The sequence below is a fragment of the Roseovarius sp. genome (genome assembly GCF_048262375.1).
GTDB lineage: Bacteria > Pseudomonadota > Alphaproteobacteria > Rhodobacterales > Rhodobacteraceae > Roseovarius.
This window is the reverse complement of the sequence record NZ_JBLXFE010000008.1, coordinates 143,706-157,718: the sequence shown is the minus strand read 5'-3', so window position 1 is coordinate 157,718 and position 14,013 is coordinate 143,706. Positions and strand designations below refer to the sequence as shown.

Below are 14,013 nucleotides of genomic sequence, written 5' to 3'. Positions count from 1 at the left end.
GGCCTGAGCGATGCGTCGCGTTTCAGCAATCTGCTTTCTATGCGAATGACGTTACGCCACCTTTGACAACCCCCCCGGCCATCCGGCTAGATCGAGAACGAGGGAGGACACCATGCCGTTGAGCATCCTGTTGCCGATGGTCGTGATTGGCATTGCAATGATTGCGATGCTCTTGCACCTCCTTGGTCTGTCCCGCCCCGCGACCATATCCGACAGCAAAACTGCTCGCGCAGCCTGGTTGCGCGAATTTCCGGACCATACCCCCACCCGCGTAACGCTGTGCAAAAATCATTCGGCCGCACTGATTGAAACAGCCCATGGACATGGCATCGTCTGGCCAATGGGGGCGGACACCACCGCGCGGTATCTGACAAACGCACAGGTTGCACATAGCACGACCGGCCTGCGTATAGACCTGCCTGATTACACGGCCCCCCACATCCATCTGGCACTTGCCCCTGAAGAAATGGCGCTCTGGCGTGACAAGCTCAAGGACTTCGCATGACCGACATGATCAGGTTTCCCGATGTGGTAAACTGGGCGGTGCCATTCTTTATCGCAGCAATCCTTGCTGAACTTCTGTGGATCGTGCTCAACGGCCGTGGCGGGAGATATGAGACACGCGACGCGTTGACTTCGCTCTTGATGGGGGCCGGAAATGTGGCCTCTGGCATCCTCTTGGGCTTTGTTGCCTATGGGTTTTTCATGGTGCTCTGGCGGCTCACCCCGCTTGATCTGGGAACATCCTGGTGGGTCATTGCGATCTGTTTTGTGCTGGACGATCTGCGGTATTACTGGGTCCACCGATTTGGCCATCGCATTCGGTGGGTTTGGGCGAGCCACGTCAACCATCACTCGTCGCAGCATTACAACTTGACGACCGCGCTCCGACAAACATGGACCGGAACGTTTACCTTCATGATGATTGTCCGTGCACCGCTGCTCCTCATGGGGTTTCATCCGGCAATGGTGCTCTTTGTCGGTGGGCTGAACCTCATCTATCAATTCTGGATTCATACAGAAGCGATCGGTCGCATGCCCAAGTGGTTCGAGGCGGTGATGAACACACCTTCGCATCACCGGGTGCATCACGGACGAAACCCGCGCTATCTGGACTGCAACTATGCCGGCGTTTTCATCATCTGGGACAAGATGTTTGGCACTTTCGTGCCCGAGATGGACGAAGAAAAAGTCGACTACGGTCTCGTGCACAACCTTGGCACGTTCAATCCGCTCCGCGTCGCGTTTCATGAATGGGTAGGGATATTCAATGACGTGATGCAACCGGACCTGACATGGCGTGAGCGGATCAAATACTGTCTCTTTCCCCCAGGTTGGAGCCATGATGACAGCCGCAGCACATCAGAGATGATCAAGGCACGTTATGTAGCCGAGCATCCCGAGGCGGCTGCCACGCCGGGGTTGCCGCCCTTGCCGGATCAAAACCCATAGAAGGTCACATGCTGCGCACAAAAATATCATTTGACCGATCATTCAAAACAAGCTCATGTTACATCAGGCATTTTGCGCCATCACTCAGAAGAATGTGCCGCCCCGTTTCCTGTAACGGGACGCCTCACGAGCACCCGGCATCTTGGGCAAGGGCCCATTACTCACCCTTGTGCAAGGTGTCGGGGAAGTTTTAGAGTAAAGGCAGTGACTGGTCGGCATAATCCTTGAATTCTGCAGAGTTGGACAGACCTGCCATGCCTTGGGAAAAATCCTATAATGAAACCGAAGTTCTCGAGGCCGCGATGCTTGCCTTTTGGGAGCATGGTTATCAAGGGACCTCGATGGCGGATTTGGTATCAGTCACCGGCCTCAACCGTGGCAGCCTATACGCCGGTTTTGGCAATAAGCGCGACCTTTTTTTAAGTGCGTTGAAGCATTATGATCAAAGCTATCGCGTCGGTTTTCTCGCGCTTTTGCGACAGAACCGCACGCCGCATGATGCAATCCTAGCCACATTCGAAGCTATCGCCCAAGGCAATGATACGATGCCAGGGGGGTGCTTGATGATCAATTCCGCGATGGAACTTGCGCCACACGATGACGAAATCGCCCTCATCATCGAAGACAGTTTGGCGCAGGTTGAAGCCTTTTTTGTCGAGTGTCTCGCGCAATCTACTGAAGAGCATCGCACCGAGGCACAAATCCGAGAGACCGCCAAGGTGTTGCAAGGGCTGATGGTTGGCCTTCTGGTCATGACCCGCGCCAATCGAAACAGCCCATCCATCGCGGCGATATTGGCGCAGGTGCATAACCTCTTGGCATAAACCGCCTACCAACGGCCCGTGATAGAGGACGCAAGCAAGGTGAGGCGGCCACGCGCGGGTGCCAGCCCAAGACGCCCCTCAGCGACCGCCCGCGGATCTCGCGCAACACGGCGCAGCACCGGTCCGGCCAGCCAGAGCGGCAAGAGCGCGGCCCCAGCCTTGCGCGAGACTTCCGCTCGCCGGGCCCGCGCCCGTCTGAGCCGTTTTAAGCCCTCAGAGGCCAACGCCCTAACCGCCTCTGGGCGACCATCCACCAAAGGTTTGCGACCTGCGGCCTCTAGGGCCGGAATGGCGCGCAACCAATTGGCAAGGCCGAGCGCAAAGCCTGCATCCTGAATGACCTGCGGTTCTGCATTGCCCAATGCACGCGCCGCAGCCTGCATGAGATTTCCAGACGTGGCCTCGATATAGCCGACAAAATCCGACTCATCCTCGAACGGATCACGGTTGATGTCCCACCGCCGGGCTTCGATCAGTTCTGCCAGCAGCGCTGCCCCTGCCGCATCCAGCACATGCGCCAAGGGTGTGACCACCTCATGTCGACGCACCAAACCACCCGCTGCAATTTCGTCCAGAGCGTCGCGCCACCATTGCAGGCGCATCTCGGCAATCATCGGCTCTGCCGTCAGCCATGGCGCGCGCGCCACCTCGACATTAAAGGCGTACATCGGAAACAGCACCGCGCGGGCCGCGACCGGCGCGGCCATGGCCGCCTGAAACCTGTCGGGATCAGCGCGGCGTACGATATCACCGCATGCAATCAGATCCGTATCGAACGTCGCGCTCACGCCGACCCCTCATGCAGGAGCTTCCAGTTGATCGCATCGAGCAGCGCCTCAAACGAGGCATCGACTATGTTGGGGCTAACGCCTACCGTGGACCAGCGCCGCCCGGTGCTGTCCTGACTGTCAATAATGACCCGGGTCGCGGCCTCTGTGCCGCCTTGGGTGATCCGCACCTTGAAATCCACCAGCCGCATATCCTCAATCTGGCCCTGATAACGGCCCAGATCCTTGGCCAACGCCTTGGCCAGCGCATTGACGGGTCCCCGGTCACAACCCTGATCATCCATGGATTCGGACACTGACAGCTTCTTTTCGCCATCCACCTTGACCACGACCACCGCCTCGGACAGGCTCACCATGCGGTCGTATTTGTTTTTGCGCCGTTCAACCGTCACCTTGTAACGCTTGACTTCAAAGAAGACGGGCATCTGTCCCAGTTCCTTGCGCGCGAGGATCTCGAAACTCGCCTGCGCGCTGTCATAGGTATAGCCCTGCTCTTCGCGGGTTTTGATCGTCTCCAAGAGCCGCGCCAGCGCCGGATCACTTGGCTCCACCACGATACCAGCCTCTTCCAGTCGGCGACGCAGGTTCGATTGCCCTGCCTGATTGGACATCGGGATGATCCGCGCATTGCCGACGGCAGCGGGATCGACGTGTTCATAGGTGCTGGGGTCCTTGAGGATCGCACTGGCATGCAATCCCGCCTTGTGGGCAAAAGCCGAGGCACCAACATAAGCCGCCTGACGCAGCGGCACGCGGTTGAGGATTTCGTCAAGCTGCCGGCTGACCGCAGTGACGCTCTGCAATCCGTCCAGCGTCACACCGGTTTCATAGCGGCTGGCATAGGGTTCTTTAAGCAGAAGCGTCGGAATGAGCGTGGTCAGATTGGCATTGCCACAGCGCTCGCCCAACCCGTTGAGCGTGCCCTGAATCTGGCGCACGCCCGCATCCACCGCCGCGAGGCTGCCTGCCACGGCATTGCCGGTGTCGTCATGGGTGTGAATGCCGAGGCGCTCACCGGGAATACCCGCCGCGATCACCTCAGCGACGATGCGCCCAATTTCAGGCGGCAACGTGCCGCCATTGGTATCGCAGAGCACGATCCACCGTGCGCCCGCCGCCATCGCAGCGCGCAGACAATCGAGCGCATAGGTCGGGTTGGCGGTATAGCCGTCAAAGAAATGCTCGGCATCAAACAGCGCCTCACGGCCTCCGGCGACCAGATGGGCGACGGAGCGGGCGATATTGTCGATGTTCTCGTCAAGGCTGATCCCGAGGGCGGCAGTGACGTGGAAATCATGGGTCTTGCCGACAAGGCATACGGCCTTGGTCCCGGCATTGAGCACGGCGGCCAAAACCTCATCATTCTCGGCAGAACGGCCAGATCGTTTGGTCATGCCAAAGGCGGTCATCGTGGCGCGGGTTTGCAGGGCGGCGTCGAAAAAGGCGCTGTCGGTGGGGTTTGCCCCCGGCCAGCCGCCCTCGATGTAATCGACGCCCAGCCGGTCAAGCGCATGGGCGATCTGGATTTTCTCGGGCGTCGAGAAACTGACCCCTTGGGTCTGTTGCCCGTCACGCAGGGTGGTGTCGTAGAGATAGAGGCGATCGCAGGTCATGCCGCACCCCGCGCGGAATCAAGGTGCGTAGCACCGCCGCGCGGCGCCCGACCGCCCCCTCGGGCGGGCGCTTTTGCAAGGTCGCAGTCCCGCGCCATCGTTCGATGCATTTGGCCGCCATAAACTGCACCAAACACCCGTTGCAGCGTCCCCCCGGCGGTCATGCCCTGCGCGGCCTGCAAGCGGTGTTCTGCGAGGCGCGTCACTTCAACGCCTCCAGCTTCGATGGGTCGAAATCTGGCAGACGAATAATTCTCGTTCCAGTTGGAGAGTTATTGACTTCGGCACCTGCCGCCGAGATTGCTGCCTTCAGCTGGTCAGCAGTATCATAGTCCTTTTCTTCCCGCGCACGATCAATGCGCCTAGCAAGCTCGGACAGATTCTCCCTGATCATACTCTCTTGCTGATCGAGCAGAGCCTTAAAAACGACGTTCGTGAACTGATCCTTGTACCGGGCCCAATCAATAGCCGTCTTGGAGTCTTTCAGGTCGAAGCCCAGCAGTTTCTGACTTGAATAGAGCTGAGACAAGAAACAGGCAAGCTCTTCGGGCGCTTTCGGCATCTGTTTCAAACGTTTGCGGATCGATTCTATAGCCGAATAGGTATCCAGATCATCGGCAAGCGCAGCCACAACTTCTTCGAAGGGCGCAGCACACGAAAGGTCCTGCAACACCTCAGTTCCACCTTGAGCTAAACCTTTAGCAAAATCTGTCACAAAATTGCGCGCCTCGTAGCGACGTTTCACCCCGAAATCCATCGGATCTCGGTAGTGGGACAATAAAAATGACATGCGGATCACCTCGCCCGGTATTCCCTGATCCAGCAAATCCCGCACGGTGAAGAAATTGCCCAAGCTCTTGGACATCTTCTTGCCCTCAACCTGCAGCATCTCGTTGTGCAGCCAGTAGCGCGCGAATTGCCCTTCGGGATGCGCGCAGCAGCTTTGCGCGATCTCGTTCTCGTGGTGCGGGAACATCAGGTCGTTCCCGCCGCCATGGATATCGAAACTCTCCCCCAAGAGTTCATGCGCCATGGCCGAGCATTCGATATGCCAGCCGGGCCGCCCGCGCCCCCAGGGGCTATTCCACCCTGGCAGATCCTCACTCGACGGTTTCCACAAAACGAAATCCATCGGGTTGCGCTTATAGGGCGCCACCTCGACCCGCGCGCCCGCGATCATGTCATCGACCGACCGCCCCGACAGCTTGCCATACCCCTCGCGCCAGCTATCGACGGCAAAGAGCACATGACCTTCGGCCTCATAGGCGTGACCCTTGGCAATCAACCCTTCGATCATCGCCACCATCTGCGGGATATATTGCGTGGCGCGCGGCATGTGGTCGGGCTCCAGCGCGCCCAAGGCCGCCATATCGTCGAGAAACCACTGCGTGGTCTCAGCTGTGATCTCGCCAATCGACCGCCCGCTTTCCGACGCGCGTGCGTTGATCTTGTCGTCTACATCCGTGAAATTGCGCACATAGGTCACATGCTCGGCACCATAGACATGACGCAACAGCCGGTAGAGCACGTCAAAAACCACCACAGGCCGTGCATTGCCCAGATGGGCGCGGTCATAGACCGTCGGCCCACAGACATACATGCGCACGTTCGTCGGATCGAGAGGCTTGAAATCCTCCTTCTTTCGGCTTCGGGTATTGTGCAGCTTGATCGTCGTCATCTTGTCCTCGCGCGCGGTCCCGCGGCGGGCTTAGCAACTTCGTGATCACTTGGAAACACAAGACCGGCCCGCCTGAGTAAACTCAGCAGATAATGCAGCAAATAATGCGGTGTACGGTCATCATTCGAGGGTCCTAGCCCCAAGACCCCCCTTGGTCAAGCGCGACGATCAGGGTCGCATTTGCGACATGCGTCGGAAATGGAACAGACAGAACCCGCAGAATCAGATGCTGTCAAAAGGTCTGAAGGAGAACATTATGCACCCACGCAGCAAGATCGCACTTGTTGTCCGCACGATTGGTGCGGAGCGTGGTCGGGCTGCGCGTGGTGGTCCTGTGCAGGCCTGAGCTCAGCATAGCCAGGTCGTTCTTTTTCAATAGGATTATACAGAAATGTCCGAGACTCTAACGCGCCGCGCCGGTGGCCGTGCCGCCCGCCGTGAGGCCCGCTCTAACCCGCTTGCTGCCAATCTTCGCCCGGTCCATCCGGGCCAGGAGGGTGGCACATATCACCCATTGACCCAAGTGCAGATGGACCGAATTCATCATGCCGTTCTGGATGCGCTCGAACAGATCGGCCTTGCAGATGCGCCGCCGTCCGGGGTGGCCTATTTGACCGGTGCGGGGGCTATTCTCGGGTCGGATGGGCGCATTCGGTTTCCAAGGGCCTTGATTGAGGACACCATCGCCAAGGCGAACCGCTCGATCACACTGTTTGGCCGGGACCCCAAACATGACATGCTGCTTGAGGGAAACCGGGTGCATTACGGCACGGCCGGGGCAGCGGTGCATCTGGTTGATGTGCATAATCGCACCTACCGCGAAAGCACAGTGCAAGATCTACATGATGCGGCGCGGATCGCCGATCAGCTTGACAACATCCATTTCGTGCAGCGTCCAATGGTCTGTCGGGACATTGTCGACAACCGCGAAATGGACCTCAACACGCTCTATGCCTGCTGCGCCGGCACCAAAAAGCATGTAGGGACATCCTTTACCGAGCCGGGGTTCGTCGCCGATGCCATTGAGATGTTGCATCTGATCGCAGGGGGTGAGGACAAGTGGCGGGAGCGGCCTTTTGTAAGCAATTCCAATTGCTTTGTCGTGCCACCGATGAAATTCGCAACTGAATCCTGCCTCGTCATGGAGGAGTGTATACGCGTTGGCATCCCGGTGTTGCTGCTCTCAGCGGGCCAAGCCGGAGCCACCGCACCCGCCCCAATCGCCGGGGCAATCGTACAAGCAACAGCAGAATGTCTGGCTGGTCTGGTCTATGTCAACGCAGTCAAGCCCGGCTTTCCGGCGATCTTTGGCACATGGCCATTCGTCAGCGATCTGCGAACCGGCGCGATGTCGGGCGGATCAGGGGAACAGGCGCTTCTGACTGCGGGATGCGCGCAAATGCATAAATATTACGGGCTGCCGGGGGGGGCGGCGGCGGGGATTGCGGATGCGAAACTGCCGGATATGCAGGCGGGTTGGGAACAGGCGACCTCGAACGTCATGGCGGGGCTTTCGGGGCTCAACATGGTCTATGAAGCGGCGGGCATGCATGCCTCTCTGCTCGGATTTTGCCTTGAATCTCTGATACTTGGCGATGATCTCATTGGTCAGGCGCTGCGATGTGCCCGGGGGATCGAGGTGGATGAGGACACGCTGAGTCTTGAGGTGATCCGCGCCACCTGCATCGGCGGGCCGGGTCACTTTCTTGGGGCAGAACAAACACTTAGTCGGATGCAGACGGATTATCTCTATCCCTGCCTTGCCAACCGATCATCCCCCAAGGAATGGGATGAGCTTGGCAAGCCGGATCTGATTGCAAAAGCCACTGAAAAGAAAGAGAAAATCTTGTCAGAACGGGCATCGGCGCGGTTCGATCCGGTGACGGATGCAGCCATCCGGGCACGGTTCAAGATCCATCTTCCTGCATGAGCTTTGCCGCGTAATGTACTGATTTATATTGAAAAAGACTCATACAAGCGCGCTCGCGCCTCATTGGGGCGGGCGCATCACGGCCAATTAGAGCTGACTGTACGGTTGTGCGGTCTTACCGTACGTCCGTTCGTTGCTCGGCCCTCGGTGCTCAGCGCTGTGCATTTTTGCAGCGGTGCGCAGGGTTTCAACCGCCATCCCAGACTGAGCGCTGAACGATGAGACCGGGCAGAAACACTCCCTGAGACCAGCGCTGTCCCACTGCCCCGGTATCCGGGCGTTCAGAAAAGCATCCAAGAGCCTTTCGGGTTTTGGTTGAAACACCGAAAGGCTCTGGCTGTTTGATCTTGGGCGACCTTGACCCTAAGGCACGGTCCCCTCCCCTAAATCCGGTAATGCGTCCGGATCAGTCGTTCCACGCCTTGTCCACGCCATTGATCTGCACACGGGTTGGCAGGCCCAGACCATCGAGCACGCGAAAGAACGGTTTGGGGTCAAGCTCCTCGACATTCTTCATGGTGCCGACATCCCAGTCCCCGTTGGCGATCAGCATGGCAGCGGCGACAGGCGGCACGCCAGCGGTGTAGGAAATGCCCTGACTGCCGACCTCTTCAAATGCCTCTTTGTGGTCAGCGACATTGTAGATAAAGACCTCGACGGGCGCGCCGCCCCGGGTGCCCTTGACCAGATCGCCGATACAGGTCTTGCCGGTATAGTCCGGGGCCAATGAGGCCGGGTCGGGCAGTACCGCCTTGACCACCTTGAGCGGCACCACTTCCAGCCCTTCGGCGGTCGTGACCGGCTGCTCAGAGAGCAGGCCAAGGTTTTGCAACACGGTAAAGACGTTGATGTAATGTTCGCCAAAGCCCATCCAGAACCGGACATCGGCGTTGGGATAATTGGCGGCCAGCGAATGCACCTCGTCATGTCCCGAGAGATAGGCGCGGCAGGTGCCTACCACAGGCAAATCCCAATCGCGGCCGACCTCGAACATCTTGTTCTCTTGCCACGCGCCGTTTTGCCAAGAATAGACCGTGCCGGTGAATTCGCGGAAATTGATCTCGGGATCGAAATTGGTGGCGAAATAGCGACCATGCGAGCCTGCGTTGATATCGACGATGTCGATCGAGGTCACCGTGTCCATGTAATCATCCGCTGCCAGCCGGGCAAAGGCATTGACCACACCGGGATCAAAGCCGATGCCCAAAATGGCAGTCACGCCGTTTTGCGCGCAGAGGTCACGCTTTTTCCATTCGTAATTGCCATACCACGGCGGGGTTTCGCAGATCTTGGCCGGGTCTTCGTGAATAGCGGTGTCGATATAGGCGGCCCCCGTTTCGATGCACGCGTCGAGCACGGACATGTTCACGAAGGGCGAACCGACATTGATGACGATCTGTGCGCCGGTTTGCCGAATGAGCGCGGCCACGGCGGCGCTGTCCAGCGCGTCGACGGCATGGCTGTTAAAGGTGCCTGGCCCCTTCATCGCGGATTTGGCGTGAACCGAGGCGATGATGGCGTCGCATTTGGCCTGCGTGCGCGAGGCGATGTGTAAATCGCCCAGCACATCGTTATTTTGCGCGCATTTATGGGCGACGACCTGCGCCACGCCACCGGCACCGATGATGAGTACGTTACGTTTCACTTCTGCTGTCTCCTTTTCTTGCAGGACAGGGGAAGGAGGGCGTTCAGCCCCGGGAAGGAATGTGAATTTTCCTCATGAGAGCGAGGCGGCATAGTCCTCGAAGGTAAAGCTGCGGATCAGATCGACGGTCCCATCGGACCGCCGAATTGCTATGGCGGGCATATTGACGCCATTGAACCAGTTTTTCTTGACCATTGTGTAACCGGCGGCATCGGCAATCGAAATGCGATCCCCCACGGCCAGAGGTGCGGGAAACCGTGCCTCTCCGAATATATCGCCTGCAAGGCAGGATTTGCCGCAGATCTGATAGGCATGCGCGCCCTCTTGCGGCAACTTGGCGCTCTCGCGGTAGATCAGCAGGTCGAGCATATGCGCCTCGGTGCTGGAATCGACGATGGCCAGTTGCTTGCCGTTGTCGAGCAGGTCGAGCACCGTCACCTCTAGCGTGGTGGACCCGGTGATCGCCGCCTCGCCCGGTTCCAGATAGACCTGTACGTCAAAGCGTTCCGCAAAGCCCTTGAGCCGCGCGGCGAGCGCCTCGAGCGGATAGTCGTCGCCGGTGAAATGAATGCCCCCCCCGAGCGAGACCCATTTCAACCGTTCAAGCACCGGGGCGAATTCCCGTTCGATGCGGGTGAGTTGCTGATCAAAGAGGTCGAAATCGCGGTTCTCGCAATTGTAATGGATCATGACCCCGGAAATCCGATCGACAACACCAAGGATCTTGTCCACCTCCCACTCGCCCAGCCGAGAGAAGGGCCGGGCGGGATCGGCCAGATCAAAGCTCGAGGTCGAAAAGCGCGGATTGAGGCGCAGGCCGCGTTCGATGCCGGACGACTGGCTGTCAAAGCGCGTCAGTTGGCCCACGGTATTGAAGATGATCTTATCCGCATAGGTGACGGCCTCGTCGATTTCGGCGTCGGACCATGCCACCGAATAGGCGTGGGTTTCCTTGCCGAATTTTTCACGCCCCAGTCGCAATTCATAGAGCGACGAGGACGTGGTGCCATCCATGAAGGGCTGCATGGTGGGAAAGGCGGACCATGTCGCAAAGCATTTCAGAGCCAAGAGCGCCTTGGCACCGGACAGATGACGCAGGCGCTCGATCTTGTGCATGTTTTGCACGAGGCGCTGTTCGTCGATCAAATAACAGGGCGTCGGGATCATAAGAGCCCCCTTTGCGGTGACAGGGTGAAGCAGTTACGCCGTGCGAATACCCGTCCGGGTCGGACGATGCAATGGGAGAGCGGTCCCCTGCACCGCAGATCCAAGCGGCACGGATTGACACAAAACGAGAACATGTGTAGAACAAAACCACATGAAACTGGTGAGGATCCGGCCCGTGCTGACCAAAAAACAACTCGATTTGCTGGAGTTTATCCAAAAGCGTGTGCAGCGGGATGGGGTTCCGCCCAGTTTTGACGAGATGAAAGAGGCGCTTGATCTGCGGTCAAAATCCGGCATTCACCGGCTGATCACCGCGCTGGAGGAGCGGGGGTTCATCCGCCGTCTTGCGCACCGGGCGCGGGCGCTGGAGATTGTTCGCCTGCCCGAAAGCCTCGGGGGGGAGGCGCGGCACGGGTTTAACCCGCGTGTAATCGAGGGTGACAGGCCAAGCGGGCGCATGCCCGCCAATGCCCAGCCGGTCGAGGTGGCGCATGCCTTTGAGGTGCCGTTGATGGGCCGCATCGCCGCCGGTGTGCCGATCGAGGCGATTGCCCATGTGCAGCACAATGTATCTGTGCCAGCCAGCATGATCAGCGGATCAGGCAATCACTATGCGCTCGAAGTTCGGGGCGACTCGATGATCGAGGCCGGGATCAACGATGGCGATGTGGTGATCATCCGCGAGACAGCGGTGGCCAATAACGGGGATATTGTTGTGGCACTGATCGAGGATCAGGAGGCGACGCTCAAACGGTTCTATCGGCGGGGCAATGCCATCGCGCTTGAGGCGGCGAACCCGGCCTATGAGACACGGCTTTTCCCGGATGATCAGGTCAAGGTGCAAGGGCGGCTCGTCGGGTTGATCCGCAGCTACTGAGAATTCCAGAGCCGCGCGCCAGAGAGGTCGCGGGCGGTGACAAGGCGCAGGCCGTCGGCGGTGGCATAGAGGGCCAAAGATCCAGTACGGCGCAGAGTCTCGGGCGTGACGATCCTGCAATCGGGATCATGGGGCGGCGGTGTATCGGGTGTGGCGGTCACGAGAACCAGCCAGGCCCCGTCGCATGATAAGGGCAATCGGGCTGCGGCCCTGCCCTGCACAAGACGAACACCAAGGTCAGACGCCAGATCGTCAGACCACAGGGCGAATGCGGCATCGCGCGTAATCCCCTCTCCGTCATTCTCAAGCCAGGTCTGCGCCACGAACCCGCCACCAGTGGGTTCGTTGAGGGCGCGCCCCGCATCCGTTGTGATGCCGACCAGGGCAGCCGTGTCTGAGATCAGCATCACAGGCCGGTCTGTCAGACCCCAGAGCCCAGAGCCGAGCACCAAAGGCAAGAGCCCAAGAAATCGCGCGCGCCCCTGCCAGAGCACGAGGATCAGAGCCCCGATTGCCAACACGGGCAGCACATGCGGCCCCGGCGCGACGACTGGCAAGCGGGCACCGTCAAAGGCCGCAACCCAATCCGCCACGGCAAGAATCCACCGCAGCCCCACCCCCATGATCCAGAGCGCAATCCAGTCCAGCCCAAGCGGCAAGACCAGCGTCGCCAGCACCGCCGCAGGCATCACCACCACGCCCATGAGCGGCACGCTGAGCAGATTGGCCAAGAGGCCGTATTGCGCATATTGGTTGAAATGTGCCGCCGCGACCGGGGCTGTTGCCGCCCCCGCCACCGCAGATGAGAGGATCACCGTCAACACCGGGCGCAGCCAGCGGGGACCAGCGGACAGGCCAGCATCGCGCAGCCAGCCAAACACCGCCACCAACGCCACCGTCGCCGCAAAGGACATCTGAAAGCCGGGGCCAAGCAGCGCCTCGGGTTGCAAGCTGAGCACGATCACCGCCGCCACAGCGACCGCCCGCAGGCTAAACGCGCGACGCTCCAGCATCACCGCGCCCAGCATGACCGCCACCATGACAAAGGCGCGCTCGGTCGCGACATTGCCCCCGGATAACCCGAGATATCCGGCAGCCGCCAGCAGCGCCAGAACCGCCGAGAGTTTCTTGGCCGGAAGGCGCAAACCCAGCCGTGGCACAGCGGCGAAGGCCAAACGGCAGCCGGCAAACACAAACCCCGCCAAGAGCCCCATGTGCAGCCCGGAAATCGCCAGAAGATGCGCCAGATTGCTGACGCGCATGGCATCGAGCGTTGTAAGGCTGAGTCCTGAACGGTCGCCGGTCATGATTGCGGCGGCAAAAGCGCCGACCTGCCCCGGCAACCCGCGTTGCACATGGTGCGACAGACCCATGCGCGTCCGAAAGAGTGCCAGCCCTGACTGCGCCGCCTCCAACCTGAGAACCGGCGTGCGGGTATACCCCACCGCGCCCAAGCCCAGAAACCACGCATGCCGTTGGAAATCGAACCCGCCCGGTTCCACCGGCCCTCCGGCGGGGCCAAGATGCGCCGTCATCATCACCCGCGCACCGGGCTGCGGGGTGAAATGCGTCTGATCGCCGTGCAAAGACACCCTTATCCGATGCGGCACGCGATCCGGGGCCATCCGCGCCAGCACCACCTTGTCGAGGGTCAGGCGCAGCGCGTCCGAGGCCGAGCGGTCCAGGCCCACGATGCGCCCCTCAACCGGCCCATAATAGCGCCAGCCCAGCACCGGCCCCGCCACAAGATGCGCCCGCAGCCCCGCCACGGCGAAGCCTGCCAGCAAGAGTGCCGCCGCCCAAAGAAGCGGCCCCACCCATTCGCGCCCGCGCGTCGCCAGCGCCGCCAGTATGAACGCGACCACGCCACAGCCCCACAAAACCCCAACAGACGGTTCGCGGGATTGCCAGAAATAAGCACCCACGCCGCAGGCCAGAACCACCGGCGCCCAAGGAAAGAGCATGCCGCGTTGCGCCAGCCAAATCGCTTCAACCCGGTGCCAGATGCCCAAGGCTTGTTTCCCCCATGACGGGCCGAT

General features: G+C 59.9%; 11 protein-coding genes. 5 read left to right on the top strand and 6 right to left on the bottom strand.

Annotated elements, in window-relative coordinates:
• Positions 1-112: 112 nt before the first annotated feature.
• The 3 genes from ACN0SW_RS11210 to ACN0SW_RS11200 all read left to right on the top strand — a co-directional run bounded on the left by ACN0SW_RS11210 (position 113) and on the right by ACN0SW_RS11200 (position 2,276).
• Positions 113-505: a hypothetical protein gene (locus tag ACN0SW_RS11210; protein WP_417728014.1), complete on the top strand. Its 393-nt coding sequence runs from the start codon at positions 113-115 to the stop codon at positions 503-505.
• Entirely contained in the window at positions 502-1,452 is a 951-nt protein-coding gene (locus ACN0SW_RS11205) for a sterol desaturase family protein (protein WP_417728013.1), read from the top strand. The genes ACN0SW_RS11210 and ACN0SW_RS11205 overlap by 4 nt, the downstream gene beginning before the upstream one ends.
• A 254-nt stretch (positions 1,453-1,706) precedes the next feature.
• Positions 1,707-2,276 (top strand): TetR/AcrR family transcriptional regulator, encoded by a 570-nt coding sequence (locus ACN0SW_RS11200; protein WP_417728012.1) that lies wholly within the window; start codon positions 1,707-1,709, stop codon positions 2,274-2,276.
• Between the two features lie 5 nt (positions 2,277-2,281).
• Here ACN0SW_RS11200 and ACN0SW_RS11195 read toward each other — a convergent pair whose 3' ends face one another.
• From ACN0SW_RS11195 to cysS, 3 genes are all read right to left on the bottom strand, one after another.
• A complete protein-coding gene (locus tag ACN0SW_RS11195) occupies positions 2,282-3,064 on the bottom strand; it encodes a squalene/phytoene synthase family protein (RefSeq protein WP_417728011.1) in 783 nt (260 codons plus the stop codon).
• A complete protein-coding gene (gene cimA / locus ACN0SW_RS11190) occupies positions 3,061-4,677 on the bottom strand; it encodes a citramalate synthase (protein WP_417728010.1) in 1,617 nt (538 codons plus the stop codon). The genes ACN0SW_RS11195 and cimA overlap by 4 nt, the downstream gene beginning before the upstream one ends.
• A 202-nt stretch (positions 4,678-4,879) precedes the next feature.
• The gene (cysS, locus tag ACN0SW_RS11185; RefSeq protein ID WP_417728009.1) at positions 4,880-6,355 is read right to left on the bottom strand and encodes a cysteine--tRNA ligase; all 1,476 of its coding nucleotides are present in this window, start codon (positions 6,353-6,355) and stop codon (positions 4,880-4,882) included.
• 391 nt (positions 6,356-6,746) lie between these two features.
• Here cysS and ACN0SW_RS11180 point away from each other — a divergent pair, with 391 nt between their 5' ends.
• Positions 6,747-8,285: a trimethylamine methyltransferase family protein gene (locus ACN0SW_RS11180; RefSeq protein ID WP_417728008.1), complete on the top strand. Its 1,539-nt coding sequence runs from the start codon at positions 6,747-6,749 to the stop codon at positions 8,283-8,285.
• Between the two features lie 406 nt (positions 8,286-8,691).
• Here ACN0SW_RS11180 and ACN0SW_RS11175 read toward each other — a convergent pair whose 3' ends face one another.
• A complete protein-coding gene (locus ACN0SW_RS11175) occupies positions 8,692-9,930 on the bottom strand; it encodes a saccharopine dehydrogenase family protein (RefSeq protein WP_417728007.1) in 1,239 nt (412 codons plus the stop codon).
• A gap of 72 nt (positions 9,931-10,002) precedes the next feature.
• Positions 10,003-11,097 (bottom strand): carboxynorspermidine decarboxylase, encoded by a 1,095-nt coding sequence (locus ACN0SW_RS11170; protein ID WP_417728006.1) that lies wholly within the window; start codon positions 11,095-11,097, stop codon positions 10,003-10,005.
• 175 nt (positions 11,098-11,272) lie between these two features.
• Between ACN0SW_RS11170 and lexA the strand changes: the two genes are divergently transcribed.
• Positions 11,273-11,974, top strand: a complete 702-nt coding sequence (lexA, locus tag ACN0SW_RS11165) for a transcriptional repressor LexA (RefSeq protein WP_417728039.1) — start codon at positions 11,273-11,275, stop codon at positions 11,972-11,974.
• Here lexA and ACN0SW_RS11160 read toward each other — a convergent pair.
• Positions 11,968-13,986 (bottom strand): ComEC/Rec2 family competence protein, encoded by a 2,019-nt coding sequence (locus ACN0SW_RS11160; RefSeq protein ID WP_417728005.1) that lies wholly within the window; start codon positions 13,984-13,986, stop codon positions 11,968-11,970. The genes lexA and ACN0SW_RS11160 overlap by 7 nt on opposite strands.
• Positions 13,987-14,013 lie beyond the last annotated feature (27 nt).

Excerpts from the sequence above, each read along its gene's own strand:
- ACN0SW_RS11210 (WP_417728014.1), top strand. The coding sequence starts at position 113 with ATGCCGTTGAGCATCCTGTTGCCGATGGTCGTGATTGGCATTGCAATG.
- ACN0SW_RS11205 (WP_417728013.1), top strand. The coding sequence starts at position 502 with ATGACCGACATGATCAGGTTTCCCGATGTGGTAAACTGGGCGGTGCCA.
- ACN0SW_RS11200 (WP_417728012.1), top strand. The coding sequence starts at position 1,707 with ATGCCTTGGGAAAAATCCTATAATGAAACCGAAGTTCTCGAGGCCGCG.
- cimA (WP_417728010.1), bottom strand. The coding sequence starts at position 4,677 with ATGACCTGCGATCGCCTCTATCTCTACGACACCACCCTGCGTGACGGG.
- cysS (WP_417728009.1), bottom strand. The coding sequence starts at position 6,355 with ATGACGACGATCAAGCTGCACAATACCCGAAGCCGAAAGAAGGAGGAT.
- ACN0SW_RS11180 (WP_417728008.1), top strand. The coding sequence starts at position 6,747 with ATGTCCGAGACTCTAACGCGCCGCGCCGGTGGCCGTGCCGCCCGCCGT.
- ACN0SW_RS11170 (WP_417728006.1), bottom strand. The coding sequence starts at position 11,097 with ATGATCCCGACGCCCTGTTATTTGATCGACGAACAGCGCCTCGTGCAA.